We start from the raw sequence: 23,954 nt of genomic DNA on the forward strand, positions 1-23,954 counted from the left end.
AAATAAGGAAAATACAAGGATTACATTTTTCTTAGTAATTTATCTACATGTAACGCGAGTATGTCTTCCGTACGGGCAAAATCACATTTCGCTTTAAATACCTTCAAGGCATTTTTCGACATTTGCTCTACCAACGCCGGATTATTATTCAACTGTTCAAGAGCTCGCAACCACTCACTCTCTGAATTGTTTCTAATATAAATACCGCAATTTTCTTTCTCGATATCGACGTACCAGTATGGATTATAGGTTGCTATAACTGGAACTCCCAGAGATATTGCTTCAATCAACGAAGATAATCCGACACAATAATTTACCTTAGAAAGTTTAAGCGGAATTATCATACATTTTGAAGCACTTACTTTTTCAAGTAATTCTTTATATTCCCATCTTCCTTTATTTACATCAACCTTTCCTGTTGCATTAACATAACTATCCTGTAATGACAAATCGCTGGTATAAATATCTATCGTAACGTCGCTATTTTTTAACGCATTCATTACTGCCGGGAGATCCCTATTCTCCCGCCCTGTAGAAATGATTTTATCATCATGGCGCATTTTAACAAAGGGGGCGTAAAAATTCGCCTCCCCCCCCCAGGGAACAAAATGACATCGGTCCTGAGGAAGCTGTCTTGATAGAATGATTTCTTCGCGAGTTTTATCAGAAAGAAAGAAAATGGCATCAATGCGTTTAACATATAGCTGCAAAAAAGGCAGCAGCAGTGAATGAATCATTCTTTTGAGTCTGGAACCTGGTTGCGAAAAGACGTCGAGATGCATCCAGCCCGCGAATTTTGTTGGGAACATGAAAATTTTTGCCAGAATGAAATAGATCATCGTCTTTCTTTTGAGAAATGGCATAAAAAACAAGTCAGGCTTAAATTTCCAGAAGGAGACTAAATCTTTGAATAAGCGTCCTTCGCCAACCTTTACCTCAAATCCCATTTTTTCCAGTTTTGATACACCATACACAAACTGTGCAGGTATCTCATTTTTAGCATAGCGACAATAGGCCGCACCATTATCATTAACAAAAACAAAAGCTTTCATTAAAACTCCGTATTACCGATCACATCCAGGTATGAAAATTAATAAGCACCTTTTCTAAAAAGAACCACGCTAACCGTTTTAAACAAAATCACTATGTCATTCCATAGAGACCAGTTTTTGACATACCAGGAGTCAAAATAGACACGGGTTGTGTAATCTACGTCGTTACGGCCACTGACCTGCCATAGCCCGGTCATTCCTGGCTTAACCATCAGATAATAATCAACATCATCAGCATATCGTTCCAGCTCTTCATGAATGACTGGACGAGGGCCAACGAGACTCATTTCCCCTTTGAGCACATTGAACAATTGAGGTAATTCATCGAGGCTGGTTTTACGAATAAAGTGGCCAATAGGTGTAATCCGGGGGTCGTTTTTGAGCTTAAAATCTTTTTCCCATTCCGCCCTGGCTTCTGGGTCATTTTCTAGCAAACGCGCAAGAATTTCTTTCGAATTGATATTCATCGAGCGGAATTTGTAACAGTCAAATTTTTCACCCCGACGACCTATCCTTGTATGTGCATAGATTGCAGGGCCGCCGTCGCGGGAGACTTTATACCAGAGATAAACAAACAAAGGTGACGAAACAACGAGAATACCCAGACTACAGACAATATCGAACGTCCGTTTGATGAAGCGTGACGTTGCTTTGGAAAGATTATTGTGAACCTGCAACAGTAATACTTCATGACTGAATATAAAGGACATACTAGTGCCGTATAAAGGGAATCCTCGCAGGGAAGGAATAATAATCACATTTCGGCACTTATGTTTCGCCAGGAACCTTAACCAGTTTTCAAACTTATCTTTTTCATCAAAATCACACGCCACAACAAACTGCGTTGAAAATGAATTATAAGATGTGAGTAATGTCTCCTCGTCTTTGACTATGGGACATTCTTCCATCATATCGTCAGTTGCATCAAAATCACAAAACGCATCAATTTTAAAACCTGAGACTTCGTGGCTCTGTAAAGCAAAATAGGCTTCACGCGCATTCCTGCCTGAACCTAGAATAACCGTACGTTTTTTCCAGTAGCCCAACTTGTTAAGTATAGATTTGGTGATTTCACGCGATAATGGAACCATGATAATGGCGTATAACCAGCAATAGGCCCAAATATAGCGAGAAAAATGCCATTTGGAGAATGCAACCAATGCAAGATCGAAGATCGAAAAAATGACGATAGTTCGTAATGTTTCTTTTAGCTCTGACCAGAACGGCTTTTTTTGTGCATAGTGGCGAAGGCGGACGCCAAACCAGAAAACACACAACGCAGTGAGAATAACGTGTGATAAAACACGCACATCTATCTGACGGATCGGCATGAAGGTATTCAGGTCGCCAATAAAGAACATGACGGTTAGAAACGAGAGTCCTAAAGAAGCATTTAGCCAAAAAAAGTCTGACGCCATTAGGGCGCTACGGCAAATAAATTCTTTCTTTTGATCTTTAAATACGCTGATTTTCATTATTTAATCCCTGGCATAAATCATTTGATCTATGCCGTGGTCATTATTTTTCCGAATGAGTATAGCTGTTCTGTAGTCTTGCAGCCTGAGTATTAATTAAGGACTCAGAGTATTGCGCCCAGGCGCTTTCAACATATTGACTAAGTTGGTCACGGAAGCGCTGCTCCGAGAACGTTAAAGCATGTTCGCGACAATCTTCCGGCTTAATCTCGCTCGCATATTTTTCAAAGGTATTCACTGCTTCACAAATGGCATCTGCGGTTTGTTCAAAGAAGAACACGCCGGTCGCTTTCTTACTACCCAGTGGTTTAACCGTTTCGAGGCAACCACCTTTACCGTAGGTGATGACCGGAGTACCGCTTGCCTGCGCTTCAACAGGTGATATGCCGAAATCTTCTTCTGCGGCAAAAACATATGCCTTAGCACGCTTCATAAAATCAACTAGTGCAGCATCGTCCTGATATCCCAGAAGCGTAACGTTATCCGTAGCCAGCTGTTTAATCTTCTCCATTTCAGAGCCGTCACCGATAACAATTAATTTCTTTTCTGGCATATTAGCAAATGCGCTAACAATGAGATCAACCCGCTTATAAGGCACCATACGACACGCGGCCAGGTAGAAATCTTCTTTACTATCGCTAAATTCGAATTTTTCAGTATTTACAGGAGGATAAATAACATCAGCTTGTCTTCCATAAACTTTATTAATACGCCGTGCGATAAAATTCGAGTTGCCAATAAAATGATTAACACCCGCAGCAGTACGGTAATCCCAAATACGGATTTTATGTAGCAAATATTTTGCAAGTAAACCCTTCAGACCCTTATCCAGTCCAGATTCGCGCAGGTATTGGTGTTGGAAATCCCATGCGTAGCGGATAGGAGAATGAACATATGAAATATGAATTTGATCCGGCCCAGTGATAACCCCTTTAGATACAGCGTGGCTGCTTGAGATAATAACATCGTATTCAGACATATCAAGCTGTTCAATTGCCAGCGGCATTAATGGAAGATATGACTGGAATTTTTTAGATGCAAATGGCAAACGCTGGATAAATGTTGTGGTGACCTTTTTATTATTTAAAAAGTGGCGGTCATTTGGTTTTAAGAAATCACAGACAGCGAACACATCCGCATCAGGATAGCAATGAAGGATTTGCTCAACGACTTTTTCAGAACCTGCATAGGAACTGAACCACTCATGTACGATTGCTACTTTCATTACGCTTCTCATCAATTAACTTGAACATTTTTTCAGTGCGTGACTGGTATGTATATTCCCTAGCGAGTTCCTGACACTTTTCTACCGAAATCCGGTTTCCAGAAGTGATATCTTCTAGCGCAGAAATAAATTCAGAGGGACTGTGGGCGATACGAACATAGTCCGTAAAGTCACAAAGCGAGGCTAAATCCACACTCACTACAGCTTTTCCCGCAGCCAGATACTCAAAGAATTTCATTGGGAACATCGAAGCTGTATATTCATTTAGGTTATTCGGAAGCAATGTCGCCGTAAATCCTTTCAGATAACCAGGCAGTTCCTGATAGGCTCTCGGTCCAAGAAGATGAATATTTTTATGCCGAGTAAGCTGTGTTGCGTCGGTGTCTGGATCCCCCTCTCCTATATCCCCAATCATCACTATTGACCATTCAGGATGAGCTTCCGCAATTCTTTCAAGTAACGAGAAATTTACCTTATAGCCACTGATTGCACCGATAAATCCCATTCGTGGTTCTGGAATGTTGCTCAAGTCGACAGGTATCGGCAAATGTTCATCCAGCGCCTTTGAGAAATGGTTATAATCCGCGACGTTGGAGAAGTAATAGACTTCATCACTCCATTTCTTCCTTGTTTTAAGCAACGTCAATGACGTAACAAACGTAATATCAGCGCGTCGCACTAATTCTTCTTCAGCATTTTGAAGAATGTCAACTGGCATCCCAGGTTGGGCCTTAATTTCATCAACGCAATGGTATACTACGTAACTGAAATTATCGGGTTCAAGAAAACGTGTTGTCAAAGGATTATAAGTCCATAGCGTTTCATTCTTGAATTTTAAGCGCCAACACCAGTACTTAAGAGCACTACTTAGAATGAGTTTGTTTAGCTTGCGAACAAATGCATAGCTGTTGAACGGGATAGAAATTGGCGACCATACCCAAATATTATCGCGAACTTTTCGCGGCGCCTTAATTGCTTTAATTATGCGGCGAAGAATTCGCGATAGATCTTTCTTGTTTACGCTGGGTCGACGTAATCCCAAAGATTCAATATAAAGAACACAATGACCACGTTTCGCCAGTTCTAAAGCAACATGCTGTTTGTTGGTCCAGAAAGGATTATCCCAGTCAGCAGTAGATAAAACGACAATATCTTTAATGTCTGTATTTTTCTTCATAAATTATTACGCTATCGTAGTCCTTTCTTAGTGAGAATCCCTTTAATACCATTTCTGTACATAGGGAATGACATAGCCCATATTAAGCTAAACATCACGAAAATTGAACCATTCATCATTATCCGGAGAATCACATTATCTGGTTCAACTAAATAATGTCCAAATGCAAGAATGAGTGATGTATAAACAACAAGACCAATAGATATTTTAATGAGTACCGGGAGGAGATCTTTTGCAATTTTCAAATAACAGGCGCTAAGAATGAACATCATTAAACTGTAAATTGAGTTCCCCAAACCTAAACCGAAAGCGCCCCAGACTTTGTAAGTCACCAGGTTTACAATAGCATTACTGAGCAGAGCAACCATCATAACAATCAGTACCTGCTTATTTTTAAGGTGCGCACTGAGTGCTTTTATAAATATATAGCCAATTACCTGTGCCCAGAGTCCTATACACATACCCTGGATAATATCTGTAGTCACCGCTACAGAATGGTGGTCGAAAGCACCGCGCATAAACAGGAGGATAACAAGGTCTTTCGCATAGAAAAAGATGAAAAAAGATATGTTAATTACTAATAAAGCCAACCATTTATAAATAACTTTGATCTTGTCTCTGACAACCTCTGGTTTCTGTGAGGACCATTCGGACAAGCCCGCAAAAGCTATTGGTACAGATAAAATAAAAACAACGGTATCGGTGATAAAACGCGCATAATCTAGACCAGATACCACATCAATACTAATAAATGATGCAAGGGCTCTTTCAAGAGTAATATTTCCCTGCAAGATTAACGGCAATATAAGCAAAGGTCGCAGAGTTATCCAAAAGCTCTTCGATACCAACTTAACTTCTACAATATCAAAACGGTGTGGGAGAGTTAATATGGTACTTTTTCTGGCACGTAAAAGCGCCCATATACTGAAAATGATATAACTGCCGGTAAATCCCCAGGCTAAATATAAATAATTGCGAAAATAGTATGCAGCGACCACCCCTAACAGCATTCCAACATTCTGGATAGAAGCTCGCATCGATATGGGTTTGTAGTCCCCATGTGCCATTGAGAGGTAGTTTATTAATGCTGAAAACAGATAAAATGGGCAGCAAATTGCCATTATCTTTAGTAGTTCGGTCGACATCTCACGTGCGTTCCCGCTAATTCCAGGTGCCATGATGCCAACCCAATAGTCTGACAAAAAGTAGAGAACTATAAATATCGCTATCGATACCAACGCAAAGAAAATAAACATACATAACTTGAATGTTGATGCACGAAATTCATTTTCTGTTAAATATTTTTTGTATAAGGGAATAAACGCTGAATTAAGGCTATCACTTGTCATAAAATTAATTGGCACTAAAGTTCCTGTCTGGGCAATACGGTAGGCCCCATTAACATCACCTGTGCCAAAAAACTTAGCCATAAAAACTTCCCTGGCTAATCCAAGTACCTTTGAGAGCATATTTCCACTAAGCAATTGGCTTATGGCTTTTTTCATTTGAATGCTCTAAGAAATAATGAAATGTATTCGTTAACCGCATGACTTAATGTATTCTGCTTGGATATATATGATTTTCTTTCTTTACAACTAATCATATCTATATAACCTAATAAATCATTAATTGATATCTCACTCGGATTGCACTTAAATACTTTCTCTCCAGCAGTGAAAGTGAGATGTTCAGAGATGACAATTGGTACCCCAGCACTCATGGCTTCCAGCACGTTTAAAGGTAACCCTTCAACCCTTTTCGTCAGGAATAAAAATATATCAGCACACTGCATAAGCTTCGCTAAATCATAGCGACTTTTAGCGCCAAGGAACAATACGTCATTGTTCAGGGAAAGGTCATCAACTCTCTTTCGCAATTGTGGTTCGTAGGGACCGTTGCCACATATGAGAAGTTTTGCATTAGGTTTTGATTTTTTAATTTTCGCAAAAACATCAATATTGTTATCGATACCTTTCTGCTCATGTAAGCGTGAAGCCGAAAGAAACACCAACGCATCAGAATCGATTTTCAATTCTGCCCGCAATGCCGCTCGATTTGATGTTTCATCAGAGAATAATATTTCATCAATGCCATTCTCGATCTTTACAACTTTTTCTTTTTGGCAGATCAGCGTAGTAGGAAAATGTGTTAAATCAGTCTTTACCGCTTCACCGACAGCAACAATCCAGTCAAACTGAGAATAATGTTTTGCATCAGCATAAAAACCTAAAATATTTTTTACACTGGACAGAATTTTTTTAAGCTGTCGGGTTTTGAGCTTTGAAATCATCTCACCTACAGATGTTCCGTGCGCCTGCATGATAAACTTAGCATTCTGGAAGCATTTTTTATGCTGCAAGACACTGAACGCACCTGCGCTGATACTTATTACAGCAACTACGTTATCTTTATTACGCCAGGAATTGGCCAGTTTTTCAGTCTCAGACCACCACTCCTTAGAATAGACTGCCTGCGGTATATTTTTAATCTTGATTATTTCAGGACTGTTTACTGGTAATATTGTTTCCGCATCAAAATTAGTTGTAACAACTTTTACATCAAATCCTTTTGCTTGCAACTCAACAGCTAAATCCCATGCCACCACTTCCATCCCACCAAGATGATGAAATGGAAGAGAGCGGGAAAAAATAATTACTTCTTTAGCCATGAATCAGTTCCTGGTAAATTTTTTCTAATTTCAAGGTTTGTTCTGAGAGATTAAATTTTTCGCGAATAAAGTTGCGCGCATTATCGCCCATTTCAAAAGATGTTTGTTCGTTGTTCAATAAGTAGTCTATTCTCTCAGCAAGCTGATTAGCATCTCGTTCCCTGACCAAAAATCCAGTGTGCTCGTCGATTATCGCTTCAGGAATGCCTCCATGACGGGTACCAATAACGGGTACACTTGTCACTGCCGCTTCGAGAAGTACCATCCCTAATCCTTCTGCATCCCCTGTCTTCGCTGTAATGCTTGGTAGAACCAACATACTTGCTTTACGCATCCACGTCATCACGTCACCGTGCGAAAGCGCACCAGTGAATGTCACATTCCGTTCGAGCCCTAGCGATGAGACCTGAGCTTTAAGCTCCCCCATCAAAGGACCATCACCGATGATAACGAGTTTTACGTCAGCATTTCGTTCTTTCACATGCTTAATGGCGTTGATTAATACGGCAGTGCCTTTCTTCTCAACCAAACGAGCTACATGCAGGATGATACCTTGATAGTCTTGTCTTTCACGCGGCTTATATTTGTCAATGTCGATACCAATGTAGTGCTGAACGATCTTATTTTCAGGGAAGCCATGGCGCAAAGCCTGTTGGGCAATAAAATCAGAAACACAGATAAATTTATCACCCTGATTTTTAAGTTTCTTCTGATGAAGAAAATAGCTAATCCAGGCTGGAGACCGTGATGTTAGTAAATCTTTGTTACTCACAGTCACATCAAATCCATGCAGCGTCGTACACAGTGGGATTCCTTTCAGCTGCGCCAGTTTTAACGCATATAGTCCATCTATCGCAAAATGTGCATGAATAAGATCAAGGGGTTGAGCTTTTAGCACTGTTTGATAGGGCAGCGCGGAGGTTGTGAATGCGTTCGCAATCTCAGAAATTTTACCCGCAAGGTCTCCGCGTTCATTTAAAACGTGTGCGACAGCCCCCTCTGGTTTTTTGCCAATGACTCGTCTGCCGATATAGCACTTTTTGAAATTCTCGAGGGCTTCTGCCTGCTGTTGGATAAAAACTTCAGAACCCTTGAATAGTTGATTTCTGAAAATACCGACCGTGTTCATTCCTGTACCCTAAAATTCCTGTTTATCGGTAAATTTCCTGCCAGACAAAGCCCAAGCATTACTGCAAAAACAACCATCTGGTGTTGCTCACCAATCAAACCAAAGTTCTCACCAAAGCCATGTGCGAATAGCCATGAGATCACCATTAAAAATGAAAATCCGATGTTTTTCTGCTTTTCATCGATGCTTCGTATCGCCCGAAGGGCAATTCGAATGCAGCACAGAATAAAGCCGAGCCCCAAAAGAGAGGCGATCAAGCCTGACTTTGACCAAAGATAGATAAGTGTATTATGCGGTGGAAGGAAATAATCAGTATGTTTACTGTAATCGGCTTCCCATCCACCAAATCCTTGTCCCATCATTGGATTATCAGTAAACGCATTAAAAGCATAACTCCATATCTGGTAACGCGTTTCAGCGGTATCAGTTGATTCCTGTAAAAATCCGTTTTGTCCGATTACGCTAAAGATAACGCTGATAGCAATTAAGACGATGGCAAAAGAAGCGCCTGCTGTCACCACAATGACCTTAGTCGAGCGCTGCAATGTCAGGTAGAAAACGAATGCCGGGATAAGAATGGCAAAAAGGATGCCAGCTTTGGAGCCAGTAAAGAAAACAGTGGCCCACAACAGGATAGCCATTAATAGCGTTATTTTCGCCTTTGAAACTTTATAGATACCCCATGCCATAAACGAAGAGATACCGACGTAACAGGCTGCCGCATTGGCATTGACGAACAACAGTCCCCCAGATTTTACCGGGTCGTAAAAGTTGTTTCTGGCACCATCTAACAAGCCCTGCAGCGTGTTCATCCCCATCGTAAACTTACTTACAGGTGAAAGAATAACTGCTAATTCAAGGGACTCATTAAACCGGAAAATGATTACTGTTATAGCCTGCAAGCAAACAAAGAACAGCATCAAATTAATAATCTTATATAATGCAATGCGATCTTTTAATGCCAGAACATAGATGGCGTTGGAAATAACGATAAACTCACACAAATAGGCAATATCACGGATGCCCATTGATTTCTCAACTGACCATGCCAGGCTTAAGAGGCTAATACCAATCAACCCAAGCAGCATCACATTTGCCGGTTTGCCTAAGAACCGATTGGCGTTAATGATAAATTCAGGAAGGAGTATAGCGGGCAAAAGAAAAGCCAGCGGGACATCCGCCCCACTTAATTGCACCAGGTAGAGCTGCGGGATGCTGCATACAAGCACCAGCAACAATCGGGTTCGTAAGGACAGCGCGAGGAAAACAAAATATACGAGTAAACCTACGACTGCTGCTAATAAGACTTCAATCATTAATTTTATCCCACGAGATTTAGCAACCCAAAACTATCTATTTATCAGCCCTAATAGTTCTTCTCGCTTTGTTTCCATTAATCTCTGATCTCCATGCGATTCAACATTCAGACGAAGCAGAGGCTCGGTATTCGATGTACGGATATTAAATCGCCACTCAGGAAAAGACATACTCAAGCCATCCGTATAGTCAATATCGGTAGCTTGTGAGGCATAGCGCTCCTCGATATCAGCGATTAATCTCGAAGCATTTATAACTTTTCTGTTTATCTCACCCGAGACAGGGAAACGCGCAATTCGCGACTCAACCAATGAGCCAAGAGAGTGGCCTGTTGTTAATACCAGTTCTGCCACAAGCAGCCAGGGGATCATGCCACTGTCGCAGTATGCAAATTCACGGAAATAATGATGGGCACTCATTTCTCCACCATAAACCGCGTTCTCAGCACGCATGCGTTCTTTAATGAAAGCGTGGCCTGTTTTAGACATTACAGGGATACCCCCAGCACTCTGGACGATATCAACCGTATTCCATGTGAGTCGTGGGTCGTGGATGATTTTTGACCCAGGCTCTTTGTTGAGAAACGCCTCAGCTAACAAGCCAACAATGTAATAACCTTCAATAAAGTTGGCTTTTTCGTCAAAAAAGAAGCAGCGATCAAAATCACCGTCAAACGCAATCCCCATATCGGCCTGAGCAGCTAACACAGCATTAGCCGTATCCTGTCGTGCTTCTGGTAAAAGCGGATTGGGAATGCCATGTGGGAAGGTACCGTCCGGATCGTTATGAACTTTTATAAATTCTACCGGTACACCGGCCTGTTTGAAGCGTAGTTCGATTGCATCAATGACATGCCCTGCCGCACCGTTGCCGGAGTTAATGACTAATTTCATCGGTTTGATACGGAAATTATTGAGATTCACATAGCTTAATAAATGATCAACATACTCCCTGAGAATATTAATCTTCTTATAATTGCCTTTATGCTGTGTGGGCGCAAAATCATTCATTTCCGCTACGTGCTGAATCTCTTTTAAACCCGTATCACCACTGACAGGTCGCGCACCGCTACGAACAAGCTTCATCCCATTATAATCGATGGGATTGTGGCTCGCGGTGACTTCAATACCGCCGTCGACGTTCAAATGAAATGTGGCGAAATAGATCTCTTCTGTGCCCGACAGTCCAATATCAAGCACGTCGCATCCGCCAGCCATGAGCCCCTCAGCCAGAGCCAGCTTTAATGACTCACTGGTCAAACGAACATCCCCTCCAACGACAACCTGCTTCGGAGCAAGACATTGTGCGTAAGCACGGCCAATACGCCAGGCAATATCTTCATTAAGTTCTTCGCCCAATTTCCCACGAATATCATAGGCTTTAAAACAACTTAACTTATTATTATTTTTATTTACCATCATGAAATCCTTAGTACGTCATCTTCGCCTAAATAACTACCAAACTGAATTTCCAGAACCTCAAGATTTATTTTTCCTGGATTCGAGAGCTTGTGTTTTTTTCCAACTGGAATCGTCGTTGATTCATTCTCGGTAAGATAGATTTCGTTTTCTTCAACACCAATAAGCGCGGTTCCAGTGAGCACAACCCAGTGTTCAATGCGATGGTGATGCAACTGAAGGGAAAGCTCACCACCGGGTATAATAGTCACACGGTTAACTCTATATCGTGCGTCCCGAACCAGCGTTTCAACGTGGCCCCAGGGCATATAACGGGTAGTATGTTCACGGCATTCACTACGTGAATTGGCTTTTAGGTGTTCAACAACGACTTTCACATCCTGGACACTATCTTTATGGGATACCAGCAATGCATCTTTCGTATTGACAATAATAAGGTCTTCTAAGCCAAGTGCTGCCGTTAATTTATCCTCGCTACGGATATAACAATCCCGAGTATGATGAGTAAAGATATCACCGATCAACGCATTACCTTCAGCATCGTGGGCAGACGTTTCCCATAGCGCTGACCATGACCCTACGTCATTCCAACCTGCATCCATTGCGGTCACAATCCCCAGTTCAGTATGTTCCATAACCGCATAGTCGATGGAGTCTGAAGGGCAACGGCTGAAAATCTCTTTGTCGAGCTTAATGAAGTCGAGATCGTTAACCGGCTGCTGCATAGCATTTTTACATGCTTCCAGAATCGACGGACAAAACTTAGCCACTTCGTTCAGATAGGACGAGGCCCGGAACATAAACATACCGCTGTTCCAAAGGTACTCTTTGCTTTCAAGGTAGGACATGGCGGTCGTCAGATCCGGCTTTTCCACGAATCGTTTGATTTTCCATGCTATAGACTGACCCGCATGCTGCACTTCACCGCGCTGAATGTATCCGTACCCCGTCTCTGGTTGCACAGGCACGATGCCAAAGGTAACCAGTTTACCCTCTTCAGCGAATGGAATAGCGTTGCTGATAACCGAATGGAAAGCCGCAGTATTCGCAATGAGATGATCGGCAGCAAGAATGAGCATGACAGGATCGTTGCCGGTTTCCAGCGCATGAAGAGCGGCAAGCGTGATTGCTGGCGCTGTATTTCGCCCAACGGGTTCGAGGATAATATTACCGGCCAGTTTATGCATTTGCCTTAACTGTTCGGCCACCAGAAAACGATGATCTTCATTACAGATGACAATGGGGTCGGCTACTTCCAGGCCATCAAGACGCGAGATCGTATTTTGAAGCATCGACCCTCCCTGATGGAATGAAAGAAATTGCTTGGGCTGCAATTCTCGAGACATCGGCCATAGTCGACTCCCTGTTCCTCCTGCGATCACCACTGGAAGTAACATCCTGCTTCTCCTGCTTTGCTCAATACGGTTTGTGTGTAAAAAAGCATGCTACCGCCCCTGGCCTACGCTACCAGAAGCAATACTCGCCATTAAAACTCTCGGACTGCATGTCGTTTCAGCAGTTGACGAGATGAATAATAAGTTTTTGGGCTGCTGTTTCGCCAGAAACTGAAATCAAATTTATTGGGTTTATATAAGACAAAAGACCACACTGATATTTCAGGGTAGTCTCCTGTTTTACTGGACTATCAAAGCTGACAATCAGTCATGCGTATCTAGCAGCTTTTTAATGGTCTCGCGGAACTTATGGCCCTCTTTGAGGTTACGCAGCCCATAGTTCACAAACGCCTGCATATACCCCATTTTCTTACCGCAGTCATAGCTGTCACCCGTCATCAGCATGGCATCCACAGACTGCTTCTTCGCCAGTTCGGCAATCGCGTCAGTCAGCTGAATACGGTCCCAGGCGCCTGGCTCGGTTTTCTCCAGTTCCGCCCAGATATCGGCATTCAGAACATAACGGCCCACCGCCATCAGGTCGGAGTCCAGCGTCTGCGGCTGATCCGGCTTTTCGATGAACTCAACGATGCGGCTCACCTGCCCTTCCGTCTCCAGCGCTTCTTTCGTCTGAATCACAGAGTACTCAGAGAGATCGCCCTTCATGCGTTTTGCCAGTACCTGGCTGCGACCGGTTTCGTTGAAACGCGCCACCATGGCCGCCAGGTTGTAGCGCAGCGGATCGGCAGACGCGGTATCAATGATGATGTCCGGAAGAACAACGATGAACGGGTTATCACCGACAACCGGACGGGCACACAGGATGGAGTGGCCCAGCCCCAGCGGCTGCGCCTGGCGCACGTTCATGATGGTCACGCCAGGTGGACAAATAGATTGCACTTCCGCCAGCAGCTGGCGTTTGACGCGCTGCTCAAGCAACGCTTCGAGTTCGTAAGAGGTGTCGAAGTGGTTTTCAACCGCATTCTTGGACGAGTGCGTAACCAGGACGATTTCTTTGATCCCTGCAGCAACAATCTCGTCGACGATGTATTGAATCATCGGTTTGTCGACGATCGGCAGCATTTCTTTAGGAATGGCTTTTGTGGCTGGCAACATATGCATGCCCAGGCCTGCTACCGGAATGACTGCTTTCAAATTAATCATTATTTCTTCCACCTTAAAATGGTTGACGAATTATAGCTCTTAAACCTGTTTTCGCCAGCATGATTTGCCGTAATCCTGAGGTAATGTTACGCCTCAGCATCACAAATTTCTGTAGTTGTAATCTGATTCGATCGCGCTTTTGTGCCAGGAATAGTCTCAAAACAGACGATCGTCGATTATTTGCGCGGAAGTGCAAAGTTCAGCCTTTCCACATTCACCACCTGCTGGTCCACTCGGTCAATATCCACCGAGCTCTGCCCCTTCTCATTCACCGCTTTTATGTTCGCCAGTGACAGCAGGGTCTCATCTTTGGCCATAAATTTGCCCCGCACATCCTTACGTAAGTCAAAGTTTATCTTCAGCGCAGGACCGATAGCAGCCTCCTGCATCACGTTGATATTACGTAAGAACAGATGCTGCGGCTTATTGTGCAGCTCAAGCGTCGCGCGCTTCATCTCGACGTTGGTGATCGCCACAAAGGAGGTGGCATTGCCGGATGATATTTGGATTCCGCGCAGCTTATACGCAAGCTGGCGATTATCCAGATGAATATTGTTTAGCTTGAAGTTCTGGGGAATGGACAAATAATCGCCTTTAATGACCCCATAGCCAATTAGCATTCCGGCACTATTGACCATATCGACATTATCAATAATGAAATTATCACAGCCATAAATAGCTACCGTGGCGTTATCTATTCCCGCCTTTTTACTGAAGTCGGGGGTAATATTTTTGGCCTTTATATTGCGGATAACAAAGTGTTTACCGTTTTCAACATGCACCAGCTGGCGACAGTTGCTGCCGGTGATGTTGGCCACCACGAAGTTCTTAACGGTCTGTTTTTCAGGATAGTCGTTGTCGTAGGTGCTCCCGGCGAGGCCAATACCGATACCCCAGTTGACCTTGCCGTTGGTGCAGTTGATGTTGTCGATGACGTGATCGGAGATTAGGATATTGCGGTCATTGATCGCCACATTCCACTCAATCGCATCGCCCTGCAGGTGGCTGAATTTGCTGTTGGTAATACGGGCCCCATCGATCTGGTTATGAAAACCCTGACGCAGGATAGCGTAGTTAGCATGGCTCACGCTGATATTATCAATCAGCAAATTGCGCATCACTTTGGGTTTCTTACCGCCAATGTAGATCTGCGTTACCGGGCCAAACCCACTCATTGCCAGCCCTTTAATCACACAATCTGAGCCACGAACGTCGAGCGTAATGTTTTCCGTGCGCCCTGCCCCTTCGCCAATGACCTTGCAGCCTTCCTGCAGAACAAAGCGGCCGCGCCCGTTGCCGGTTAACGCCCCGCGGATCAGCAGCGTTTTACCGTCAGGAATGAAAATGCCCGTATTGATGTTTTCGCAGGTGAGTCCCGCCGGGACAACGACGATGTCACCTTCTTTAAACGCCTGCTTAAAGGCAGCGATCCAGTCGTTGTTATTGTACTGATTAACAGAGACCGTCTTTCCGCCTGCCGCCCGCGCGAGGCGGGACGACAGCAGCGGCGTGGCCGCCAGAACGGACAGAGAAGAGACAAAAGTGCGTCGGGTAATCTTTTTCAGCATACAACCTCGGCGTTACAGCGTTTGCAGCAGGCTCGCTAACTGGCGATTTATTACCTGCTGGTTAAAATCGGTTTCTACTTTTTGTCTGGCATTGTGAAGCACGGGCTCCAGCGCCTGCTGGTCGATGTCGCTGAAGGCCGCTAACCGATCAGCAAGGGCCATCGCGTTATTCTCCGGCACCAGCCAGCCGGAATGGTCAGATTTAATCAGCTCCGGGATCCCGCTGTGCAGGGTCGATACCACCGGAATACCCACGGCCATCGCCTCCATCAGCGCCACCGGAATGCCTTCCATGTCACCATCGGCGCCCGTCACGGAGGGCAGCAGGAACACGTCCGCCTCATCGAGCATGGCCTTAACTTCATGGCTCGGCTTAAAGCCCGGCATCTCCACGACATCGTCCAGCTGATACTGTTCGATAAGCGTGCGCAGACGACGTTCCCACGGCCCAATGCCGAGAATGCGATAGTGGAACGCCACCCCGCGTGCTTTTAGCTGACGGCAGGCCTCAATGGCCACATGCAGACCTTTCTTTTCGGTCAGACGCGCCACAGAGATGATCTGTAGCGGTTTTCCCGGCACCTTCACCGGACGACGCGTAAAGCGCGTTAAATCGACGCCCATGCGCGAAACGGCAATCTTCTCACCCGGGCAGCCCATACTTTTCAGGCGTCCGGCCCACAGGTCGCTGATGGGCAGCATCATGTCACCGCGGCGGAAAAGCTGCTGATACTCTGGCGTATAGTGGTTCAACACTTCACGGCTTGAGATGTCGATTCCGTGGAAAATAGTCGCAATCTTGCCGTCTATTACCCCCAGTTCGCGCAGCTTCGCGGCAGTGACACCCGCCGGGCCGAAGTGGGCGATAAACACATCGGCACGATACGGCTGCGCCGTTTGCCCGCAGATGGCCGACAGGATCAGATTGCGAGATTCGGACCCGTAGCGGGAAACATTCAGCGCCCGCCAGGTCTGCGGCCGATGGATCCCGCGTAAGGTCTGGCTGGCCCGGTGGCGCAGCTTGCTCAACTTCCCGGAAGGCTCATCCTGCAGCCAGCGGGTTTTCGCCTCCAGCCCATACTGGGTATAGGCCGCATGGGTGTTTTGGGTATCGCCCTTTTGCAGGGCGATAATCTCCACGTCATATCCCATATCGATAAACGCGGTAATTTGGTTCAGCACAAAGGTCTCGGACGACAGCGGAAATTTCAGTAAGAAGAAACCAACCTTCATTTCCCCTCCCGTACGCGGTCGAGTACCGATTTCACCATGCCAATGCCCTTCTCGCGCTCGGCTTTCACCGCCACGGCCAGCCGTTCGTTGATGGCGGGCAGTTGACCCAGCGTGTCCCCCACCATCGCACCAAGCGAACCATCCAGCAGATGACGGATATCCACGGCCATTTCCGGCATGCCAAGCTGCTGCATAATCCCGGCGGATTTGTGTTCGTAGTTAATTGCGATGGCCGGCGTACCGAAGTTCATGGAGATTATGGCCGAATGCAGGCGGGTGCCGACGGTCAGGTCACAGGCGCCGAGCAGCTTGCCCATTTCAAGGTCGTTCAGCTCATCCATCACAACGTGATAACGGGACGGATCGTTAACCAGGTTGCGCAGGTTCAGCGCCACCATGCGGTCATCTTTGTTGTAGCTGTCGATGCCGGTACAGGTAGAAAGCGCCAGTACCTGATAACCGCTGTCCAGCACGCGGTTCACCACGTCGGCAAAGGCTTTCTCATACGCCGCCTGGGTGGTGCCTAGCCGTTTATCAAAGGGAGCCAGTTCACGCAGCGTGATGGCGACCGTTTTTTGTTTTGCCGCCACGTCCAGCCAGTGCTGTACCGCGTAGCTTGCCTGGAAGCTGTCATCCTGATGATCCACCAGCCAGGCGGTGTCCACGCCGTGTTCTACTTTAGACGTGTCAATTTCGCTGCGCTTCATCATATCCAGACTCACCGACTCACGCAGGATCAGCGCGTCGCAGTGCCCAAAGACATAGTTCGCCAGCTGGTTAAACTGCGGATCCTGGAAAGGTCCGACGCTGTGGCCAATCATAAACAACGGCTTTTTGGCCATAAACGTGCAGAGCGCATGTTCAAACTGCGGTACGCCGTAGAGATCGACGAAGAACGAACCGCCAACCTGAATAATCGCGTCGTAGCCGGACAGCAGCCGCACGAAATCGGTGAATCCCTGCGCAATCGCAATGTTGCGCAGCTTGCCGGTATCCGTCACGCGGGAAAGCAGCACCTGGTGCTGGTAGCGACGACGCAGGACTTTCTTGACCCGCCCCATCACGCCTGCGGCGTTGTTATGCTGTTTCATCTGGCTGTAGAGCGGGTCGCCCATTACCGGGCGGTTCAGTAACCAGGATGAGCTGACCGGATAACGGCTCATCACGTCCACTTCGGTCTCAGGCTTAAGGGTGTTAATTGCATCCAGTAAACCGCGCAGGATGGCGCTGTCGCCACGGTTGCCGCAGGTATGGTTGCCAAGAATTAATAATTTCATAATGGCCTCTTAAATAACTAGCCTGCGCGAAGCAGCGTTTTCATTTTTTCGTTACGGCAAAACTGGCGCTTCATTTCGACCACCAGCGCATTGCGTGACAGCACAATCATCACGCCAAATGCCAGCGCGCCGGCGGCCACCTGCACCGCCAGCAGTGCGGCCAGCGGCAGATGGCCGCGAAGGATAATGCCCAGACCGTAGCTCACAGCCAGGGTCGGCAGTGAGAGGTAAAACGGCAGCCACAGACTCAAAATGTACTGACGGTAGCTGGAGCCCAGCACCGGCTTAATCATGATGAAGTAGCTCAGAACGGTATTGACTACCTGCACCAGCAGGAAGCCCAGCGTGACGCCGATGGCGCCCGCCATATGGCCACCGACGATAATTGCCGGAATAAACAGGAAGGTTTTGAACACGTTGAACTTGAAGCTGATATCCACCCGCGCCTTCGCCATCAGCAGCGAACCAATCGGATTCCCCACGGAGCGCAGCAGCCCCACCACGCAGAGCAATTGCAGGATCGGGATAATGCCGTTCCACTTCTCGCCAAACACCAGCGGTACGAAGTTGCTCGAAACCACCATCAGCCCCAGCAGCACCGGGAAGTTGATGATCCCTACCACGGACAGCAGCTTGTAAAAATTAACGCGCAGCTTTTCGGTATCGTCCTGAATCTTGGCAAACGCCGGGAACAGGACGCGGGTGATAATCGGGTTCAGCTTCATCGGCGGCACCACCGCGACGTTGTAGGCCAGGTTGTAGCCCCCCGCGACGCTCGCCCCAAGAATACGTGCCAGCACCAGCGTTGAGAGGTTGGTATTCACGTAGTTAATGATGCTGTCCGCCGTCAGCCACGCGCCAAAGCGCAGGTTAGACGAGACGGACGCGAGAGAGAAATGCAGCCCCGGGCGATAAATTTTGCGGCCAAAATAGCCAAACAGCAGCGTACGCACGGCGGAGTTGACCAGGTAACCGAGGATGGCCGTCATCGCCAGCGGCCAGAAATGGGCGCTGACCACGGTGAAGGTAAAGCCCGCCAGCACGGCGCTGGTTTCGATCATGCCGATTTTGTTGAACTCCAGCTCTTTCTGCATCAGCGCGCGGAACTGCTGCCCGTGTGGGATCACCACGAAGGCAAAGGACAATGTGCGCATCAGCGGGGCGAGATCCGGGTTGTGCAGCACGCTGGCGATAGTACCGCTCAGCAGAAAGACCAGCACAAACACGAAAATTCCCAGCCCCACATTCAGCCAGTAGAGCGTGGTCAGCTCCAGATGGCTGATCTCTTTACGCTGGATAATCGAGTTGGCGATACCAAAGTCCGACAGCGTGTCGGCCAGCGCAATAATCACCAGCGAGACGGTCAGCAGGCCGAACTGGTGATTATCAATAATGCGCGCCAGCACCGTCATCTGCACCAGGCCGAGGCCAATGATGACGATGGTCGCCATCGCTGACCACTTGGCGCCGCTGATGGTTTTTTCACGTAAGCTCATCTTAGTATGCCGCTTTGTTCACGAAGCCTTTGAAAATGGTCAGAAAAACAATCTTGATATCGAACCAGAGGCTCCACTCGCGGATGTACTCCAGATCGAACTCGATGCGTTTTTCCATTTTTTCCAGCGTGTCGGTTTCACCGCGCCAGCCGTTGATCTGCGCCCAGCCGGTGATGCCCGGCTTCACCTTATGGCGCAGCATGTAGCCTTCAATCAGCGAGCGGTACTGCTCGTTGTGCGCCACGGCGTGCGGACGGGGGCCAACAATCGACATGCCGCCGGTAAAGACGTTGATAAACTGCGGCAGCTCGTCCAGCGAGGTGCGTCGCAGGAAGTTCCCCACGCGGGTGACGCGCGGATCGTTCTGCGTCGCCTGGGTCACCACCTTGTCGTTCTCCATCACCTTCATAGAGCGGAATTTCCAGACCATGATCGGCTTACCGTCCATGCCGTAGCGGGTCTGACGGAAAATGACCGGGCCGGGGGAGCTCAGCTTCACCGCCAGAGCGATGCAGCACAGTACCGGGGAGATGAGGAGTAAAATCAGCGAAGAGAGCACGATATCCTCCACGCGCTTGAGCACGCGGTTAATGCCCGACAACGGCGTATCGTACAGCGGTACCACCGGCACGCCGTTCACCTCTTCAATACGGGAATGCAGAATGTTGAAGGTAAACACATCCGGGATGAGGATCACCGAGCAGGTGGTATCCGCCAGTTCGCGCATCAGCTGCTTAATGCGGGATTCGTCTTTCATCTGCATGGCGATATAAACGTTGTGAATTTTTCCGGCTTTCGCGTCTTCAATCAGCTGGACGTAATTCCCCGCCCAGTCCGACGGCACGCCGCCCGGTTTCGCGTCGTGATAAATGCCCACCACTTCAAACCCTAACCACGGCTCTTTGCGGAAGCTCTCGAGCAGAACCCTTCCAACCGGTAAATCCCCTGCTACCGCCACAAAGCGACGGTTATAGCCGCGGTTACGCAGCCAGCCCGCGCCAAAGCGGATCAGGGAGCGGCACACCACCATGCCGACGCTGGTCAGCAGATACCAGCTGAGATAGGTCACGAGGCGATTATCGAAATCATGGCTGAACGCTACCAGGCCCGCGCTGAAGATCAGACTCAGGGTCCAGTTCTGCAGCAACAGCATCAGTTCGGTAGTCATTTTCACGCCGCGCCACGAGCGGTAGAAATCGGTCATCCCGCCGATCATCTGAAACACGACCAACGCAATCAGCGCCATCAGCAGATGCATATATAAAAACGGCAGCCCGCCGATCCGACACACCGCCCACAGTCCGCCGACCATGATGGTGATATCAGAAAAACGCTGCACCATAGAGATTAACGATGCATTCGTTCTCGCTCGTTCGCGTTTTTTTAGATTCGTCATCGTTGTTCCTGTATTCGGTTTCCCCTCCTCCCGGAGGGGCAATTGTTACTGATTCAACAGCGCCAGAATGTCCTTCGTTCGGGCTTCCATCAGCGCCGTATCCGCGCGGGATTCCACGTTCAGGCGCACCACCGGCTCGGTATTAGAAGAGCGCAGGTTAAAGCGCCACTGTGGAAACGCCATGCTGATGCCGTCGGTGCGGTCAACCTCCAGCGCGTGAATGGCAAAGTGTTGCTCCACGCGGGCAATCGCCTCGGCGGGCTGCGCCAGCTTGCTGTTGATCTCCCCGCTCGCCGGGAACGCCGCCATGCGGTCGCGCACCAGCTCACCCAGCGTTTTCCCTTTCAGACACAGGAGTTCAGTCACCAGCAGCCACGGGATCATCCCGCTGTCGCAGTAGGCAAAATCACGGAAGTAGTGGTGGGCGCTCATCTCTCCGCCGTAGATAGCGTCTTCTTCACGCATGCGCTCTTTGATAAAGGCGTGACCGGTTTTGGACATCACCGGCGTGCCGCCTGCCGCTGACACCACATCGATGGTGTTCCAGGAAAGACGCGGGTCATGAATGATTTTCGCACCCGGGTTTTTCTCAAGGAACGCTTCCGCCAGCAGGCCGACAATGTAGTAGCCCTCGATGAACTGCCCTTTCTCGTCGAACAGGAAGCAGCGGTCGAAATCGCCGTCAAAGGCAATGCCCATATCCGCGCCGTGCTCAATCACCGCGTTACGGGTGTCGTCGCGGCACTCCGGCAGCAGCGGGTTAGGAATACCGTTCGGGAAGTTGCCGTCCGGGGTGTTGTGCACTTTGATGAAGGTCACCGGCACGTTCAGCGCTTTAAAGCGGGCTTCCAGGGCATCCACCACCGGGCCGGCCGCGCCGTTACCGGAGTTGATGACCAGCTTCAGCGGCTTGAGGTTCGCCACGTTGATGTAGCCCAGCAGGTGATCGATATACTCTTTTTGCAGGTTGATTTGCTTATAGCTGCCGCGTTTCGCGTCGTTCACTGGCGGGAAATCGTTGGCTTCCGCCAGACGCTGCACGTCGCGCAGGCCGGTGTCGCCGCTGATAGGACGCGCACCTTTGCGCACCAGCTTCATGCCGTTGTAGTCCATCGGGTTGTGGCTGGCGGTCACTTCAATACCGCCGTCCACGCCCAGGTGGAAGGTGGCAAAGTAAATCTCTTCGGTCCCGGAAAGTCCGATATCCAGCACGTCCACGCCCGCGTCCTGCAACCCTTTAGCCAGCGCCAGCTTCAGGGATTCACTGGTCAGACGCACGTCGCCGCCCAGCACGATGGTCTGCGGCTTCAGGTATTCGCCATAGGCGCGGCCAATGCGCCACGCGATATCTTCATTCAGCTCTTCGCCCAGCTTGCCGCGAATATCGTAGGCTTTAAAACAGGTTAATTTTTCCATGATGACCCCTTTTTCAGGCAACAGTCGGCCCTGACCACTAAATGGCCAAATTGATTTTTTTGTCATTCGTAGGCCCGGCAAGCGCAGCGCCACCGGGCATATTGCAGAGTGCTACACCCGGCCGTAGCGATCCTGGAAGCGCACGATATCGTCCTCTTCCAGATACGAGCCGGAGCGCACCTCAATTAAATCGAGAGGAATTTTCCCCGGGTTCTCCAGACAGTGCGTGGCCCCCAGCGGAATATAGATGGACTCGTTTTCACCCAGCAGTTTGACTTCGCCGTCGATGGTGACTTTAGCCGTGCCCGCCACCACGACCCAGTGCTCGGCGCGGTGATGGTGCATCTGCACAGACAGCCCTTCGCCCGGCTTCACGGTGATGCGTTTCACCTGATAACGCTCACCTGCATCGATGGAGTCATATTTGCCCCACGGACGGTACACTTCGCGGTGAATGTGGTGTTCGTGTCGGCCATCGGCCTTGATTTGCTCGACCACTTTTTTAACGTCCTGCACGGCGTTACGGTCGGCAATCAGCACGGCGTCTTTGGTCTGGACAACCACCAGATCTTTCACCCCGACCGTGGTCACCAGGCCGGACTCGGCATAGACGTAGCTGTTTTCCGTTTTGTGGCTAATGACATCGCCGTGATGGACGTTACCCTCCGGGGTATGGGCGCTGATCTCCCACAGTGAGGACCAGGAGCCCACATCACTCCAGCCCGCATCCATCGGAACCACAACGGCGTCGGCCGTGCGTTCCATCACCGCATAGTCAATGGACTCTTCCGGGCAGGCGAGGAACGCCTCCTCATCCACGCGGATGAAGTCGAGATCCGGGTCCACCACTGCCATCGCCTTCTCACAGGCATTCAGAATATCCGGACGGTATTTGCGCAGCTCTTCCAGATAGCGCCCGGCACGGAACAGGAACATCCCACTGTTCCAGTAGTACTCACCGCTTGCGACATAGGCCTGAGCGGTTTCCAGATTCGGTTTTTCGACAAACTGCGCCACATCAAACGCCACGCTGTCGCCTTCGCCAGGCGTCACATTACCGCGGCGAATATAGCCATAGCCGGTTTCTGGCAGATCCGGCACGATGCCGAAGGTCACCAGTTTGCCGCTTTCGGCGTAAGGGATCGCTGCACGCACCGCCTCGCGGAACGCCTCTTCCTGCTGGATAACGTGGTCTGCCGCCAGCACCAGCATCAGCGGGTCACAATCAGGACTGCTGCGTTTTGCCGCCAGCGCCGCGAGGGCGATAGCAGGCGCGGTATTACGTCCGGCAGGCTCCAGAATGATGTTTTCTGTGAGTTTATTCAGCTGGCGCAGCTGCTCGGCAACAATAAAGCGGTGCTGTTCGTTACAAATCACCACCGGGCTTTCACACTCCACACCGTGCAGACGGTTTACCGTCGTCTGCAGCATGGTGAGGTCACCCTTCAGGCACAGAAATTGTTTTGGATAAAGCACGCGGGACAGTGGCCACAACCGGCTCCCGGATCCACCCGCCATTACGACCGGATACAAAGTGGTTTGACTCATG

The 23,954-nt window shown here is 48.3% G+C and carries 18 protein-coding genes; all 18 read right to left on the reverse strand.

Annotation, left to right across the window (positions count from 1 at the left end; genetic code table 11):
* Positions 1-20: 20 nt before the first annotated feature.
* The 18 genes from ACMGGM_RS05715 to cpsB all read right to left on the reverse strand — a co-directional run bounded on the left by ACMGGM_RS05715 (position 21) and on the right by cpsB (position 23,953).
* On the reverse strand, positions 21-1,052 hold the full coding sequence (locus ACMGGM_RS05715; RefSeq protein ID WP_063943684.1) for a hypothetical protein: 1,032 nt from the start codon (positions 1,050-1,052) through the stop codon (positions 21-23).
* A 38-nt stretch (positions 1,053-1,090) separates the two neighbouring features.
* The gene (gene wbaP / locus ACMGGM_RS05720) at positions 1,091-2,527 is read right to left on the reverse strand and encodes an undecaprenyl-phosphate galactose phosphotransferase WbaP (protein WP_014884482.1); all 1,437 of its coding nucleotides are present in this window, start codon (positions 2,525-2,527) and stop codon (positions 1,091-1,093) included.
* A gap of 43 nt (positions 2,528-2,570) precedes the next feature.
* A complete protein-coding gene (locus tag ACMGGM_RS05725; protein WP_014884483.1) occupies positions 2,571-3,752 on the reverse strand; it encodes a glycosyltransferase family 4 protein in 1,182 nt (393 codons plus the stop codon).
* Entirely contained in the window at positions 3,730-4,929 is a 1,200-nt protein-coding gene (locus ACMGGM_RS05730; RefSeq protein WP_045134932.1) for a glycosyltransferase, read from the reverse strand. Before ACMGGM_RS05730 ends, ACMGGM_RS05725 begins: the two co-directional genes overlap by 23 nt.
* Positions 4,930-4,940: 11 nt before the next feature.
* A complete protein-coding gene (gene murJ / locus ACMGGM_RS05735; protein WP_052687569.1) occupies positions 4,941-6,359 on the reverse strand; it encodes a murein biosynthesis integral membrane protein MurJ in 1,419 nt (472 codons plus the stop codon).
* Between the two features lie 71 nt (positions 6,360-6,430).
* A complete protein-coding gene (locus ACMGGM_RS05740) occupies positions 6,431-7,597 on the reverse strand; it encodes a glycosyltransferase family 4 protein (protein ID WP_045135106.1) in 1,167 nt (388 codons plus the stop codon).
* Positions 7,590-8,726, reverse strand: coding sequence for a glycosyltransferase (locus ACMGGM_RS05745; RefSeq protein ID WP_014884487.1), 1,137 nt, complete (start codon positions 8,724-8,726; stop codon positions 7,590-7,592). The genes ACMGGM_RS05740 and ACMGGM_RS05745 overlap by 8 nt, the downstream gene beginning before the upstream one ends.
* A complete protein-coding gene (locus ACMGGM_RS05750) occupies positions 8,723-10,042 on the reverse strand; it encodes an O-antigen ligase family protein (RefSeq protein ID WP_014884488.1) in 1,320 nt (439 codons plus the stop codon). Before ACMGGM_RS05750 ends, ACMGGM_RS05745 begins: the two co-directional genes overlap by 4 nt.
* Positions 10,043-10,075: 33 nt before the next feature.
* On the reverse strand, positions 10,076-11,461 hold the full coding sequence (gene cpsG / locus ACMGGM_RS05755) for a phosphomannomutase CpsG (protein ID WP_045135107.1): 1,386 nt from the start codon (positions 11,459-11,461) through the stop codon (positions 10,076-10,078).
* A complete protein-coding gene (locus tag ACMGGM_RS05760; protein WP_045281008.1) occupies positions 11,461-12,858 on the reverse strand; it encodes a mannose-1-phosphate guanylyltransferase/mannose-6-phosphate isomerase in 1,398 nt (465 codons plus the stop codon). The genes cpsG (ACMGGM_RS05755) and ACMGGM_RS05760 overlap by 1 nt, the downstream gene beginning before the upstream one ends.
* Before the next feature lie 261 nt (positions 12,859-13,119).
* Complete coding sequence (galF, locus tag ACMGGM_RS05765) at positions 13,120-14,019, reverse strand: GalU regulator GalF (RefSeq protein WP_014884491.1); 900 nt, start codon at positions 14,017-14,019, stop codon at positions 13,120-13,122.
* 176 nt (positions 14,020-14,195) lie between these two features.
* Positions 14,196-15,587 carry a colanic acid biosynthesis protein WcaM gene (wcaM, locus tag ACMGGM_RS05770; RefSeq protein WP_045135109.1) on the reverse strand — a complete coding sequence of 464 codons (1,392 nt, stop codon included), beginning with the start codon at positions 15,585-15,587 and terminating at the stop codon, positions 14,196-14,198.
* Positions 15,588-15,599: 12 nt separating this feature from the next.
* Positions 15,600-16,820 carry a colanic acid biosynthesis glycosyltransferase WcaL gene (gene wcaL, locus ACMGGM_RS05775; RefSeq protein WP_023330877.1) on the reverse strand — a complete coding sequence of 407 codons (1,221 nt, stop codon included), beginning with the start codon at positions 16,818-16,820 and terminating at the stop codon, positions 15,600-15,602.
* Positions 16,817-18,097, reverse strand: coding sequence for a colanic acid biosynthesis pyruvyl transferase WcaK (wcaK, locus tag ACMGGM_RS05780; RefSeq protein ID WP_023330878.1), 1,281 nt, complete (start codon positions 18,095-18,097; stop codon positions 16,817-16,819). Before wcaK ends, wcaL begins: the two co-directional genes overlap by 4 nt.
* Positions 18,098-18,114: 17 nt before the next feature.
* On the reverse strand, positions 18,115-19,593 hold the full coding sequence (gene wzxC, locus ACMGGM_RS05785; protein ID WP_014884495.1) for a colanic acid undecaprenyl disphosphate flippase WzxC: 1,479 nt from the start codon (positions 19,591-19,593) through the stop codon (positions 18,115-18,117).
* A gap of 1 nt (position 19,594) precedes the next feature.
* Positions 19,595-20,989, reverse strand: coding sequence for an undecaprenyl-phosphate glucose phosphotransferase (wcaJ, locus tag ACMGGM_RS05790; RefSeq protein ID WP_014884496.1), 1,395 nt, complete (start codon positions 20,987-20,989; stop codon positions 19,595-19,597).
* A gap of 45 nt (positions 20,990-21,034) precedes the next feature.
* Positions 21,035-22,405: a colanic acid biosynthesis phosphomannomutase CpsG gene (gene cpsG / locus ACMGGM_RS05795; protein ID WP_063943687.1), complete on the reverse strand. Its 1,371-nt coding sequence runs from the start codon at positions 22,403-22,405 to the stop codon at positions 21,035-21,037.
* A 111-nt stretch (positions 22,406-22,516) separates the two neighbouring features.
* Entirely contained in the window at positions 22,517-23,953 is a 1,437-nt protein-coding gene (gene cpsB / locus ACMGGM_RS05800) for a mannose-1-phosphate guanyltransferase (protein ID WP_014884498.1), read from the reverse strand.
* Position 23,954: the final 1 nt, after the last annotated feature.

The sequence above is a fragment of the Enterobacter sp. BNK-14 genome, assembly GCF_047456095.1.
Classification (GTDB): Bacteria; Pseudomonadota; Gammaproteobacteria; order Enterobacterales; family Enterobacteriaceae; genus Enterobacter; species Enterobacter kobei.

Excerpts from the sequence above, each read along its gene's own strand:
- ACMGGM_RS05715 (WP_063943684.1), bottom strand. The coding sequence starts at position 1,052 with ATGAAAGCTTTTGTTTTTGTTAATGATAATGGTGCGGCCTATTGTCGC.
- wbaP (WP_014884482.1), bottom strand. The coding sequence starts at position 2,527 with ATGAAAATCAGCGTATTTAAAGATCAAAAGAAAGAATTTATTTGCCGT.
- ACMGGM_RS05725 (WP_014884483.1), bottom strand. The coding sequence starts at position 3,752 with ATGAAAGTAGCAATCGTACATGAGTGGTTCAGTTCCTATGCAGGTTCT.
- ACMGGM_RS05730 (WP_045134932.1), bottom strand. The coding sequence starts at position 4,929 with ATGAAGAAAAATACAGACATTAAAGATATTGTCGTTTTATCTACTGCT.
- murJ (WP_052687569.1), bottom strand. The coding sequence starts at position 6,359 with ATGGCTAAGTTTTTTGGCACAGGTGATGTTAATGGGGCCTACCGTATT.
- ACMGGM_RS05740 (WP_045135106.1), bottom strand. The coding sequence starts at position 7,597 with ATGGCTAAAGAAGTAATTATTTTTTCCCGCTCTCTTCCATTTCATCAT.
- ACMGGM_RS05745 (WP_014884487.1), bottom strand. The coding sequence starts at position 8,726 with ATGAACACGGTCGGTATTTTCAGAAATCAACTATTCAAGGGTTCTGAA.
- ACMGGM_RS05750 (WP_014884488.1), bottom strand. The coding sequence starts at position 10,042 with ATGATTGAAGTCTTATTAGCAGCAGTCGTAGGTTTACTCGTATATTTT.
- cpsG (WP_045135107.1), bottom strand. The coding sequence starts at position 11,461 with ATGGTAAATAAAAATAATAATAAGTTAAGTTGTTTTAAAGCCTATGAT.
- ACMGGM_RS05760 (WP_045281008.1), bottom strand. The coding sequence starts at position 12,858 with ATGTTACTTCCAGTGGTGATCGCAGGAGGAACAGGGAGTCGACTATGG.
- galF (WP_014884491.1), bottom strand. The coding sequence starts at position 14,019 with ATGATTAATTTGAAAGCAGTCATTCCGGTAGCAGGCCTGGGCATGCAT.
- wcaM (WP_045135109.1), bottom strand. The coding sequence starts at position 15,587 with ATGCTGAAAAAGATTACCCGACGCACTTTTGTCTCTTCTCTGTCCGTT.
- wcaL (WP_023330877.1), bottom strand. The coding sequence starts at position 16,820 with ATGAAGGTTGGTTTCTTCTTACTGAAATTTCCGCTGTCGTCCGAGACC.
- wcaK (WP_023330878.1), bottom strand. The coding sequence starts at position 18,097 with ATGAAATTATTAATTCTTGGCAACCATACCTGCGGCAACCGTGGCGAC.
- wzxC (WP_014884495.1), bottom strand. The coding sequence starts at position 19,593 with ATGAGCTTACGTGAAAAAACCATCAGCGGCGCCAAGTGGTCAGCGATG.
- wcaJ (WP_014884496.1), bottom strand. The coding sequence starts at position 20,989 with ATGACGAATCTAAAAAAACGCGAACGAGCGAGAACGAATGCATCGTTA.
- cpsG (WP_063943687.1), bottom strand. The coding sequence starts at position 22,405 with ATGGAAAAATTAACCTGTTTTAAAGCCTACGATATTCGCGGCAAGCTG.
- cpsB (WP_014884498.1), bottom strand. The coding sequence starts at position 23,953 with ATGAGTCAAACCACTTTGTATCCGGTCGTAATGGCGGGTGGATCCGGG.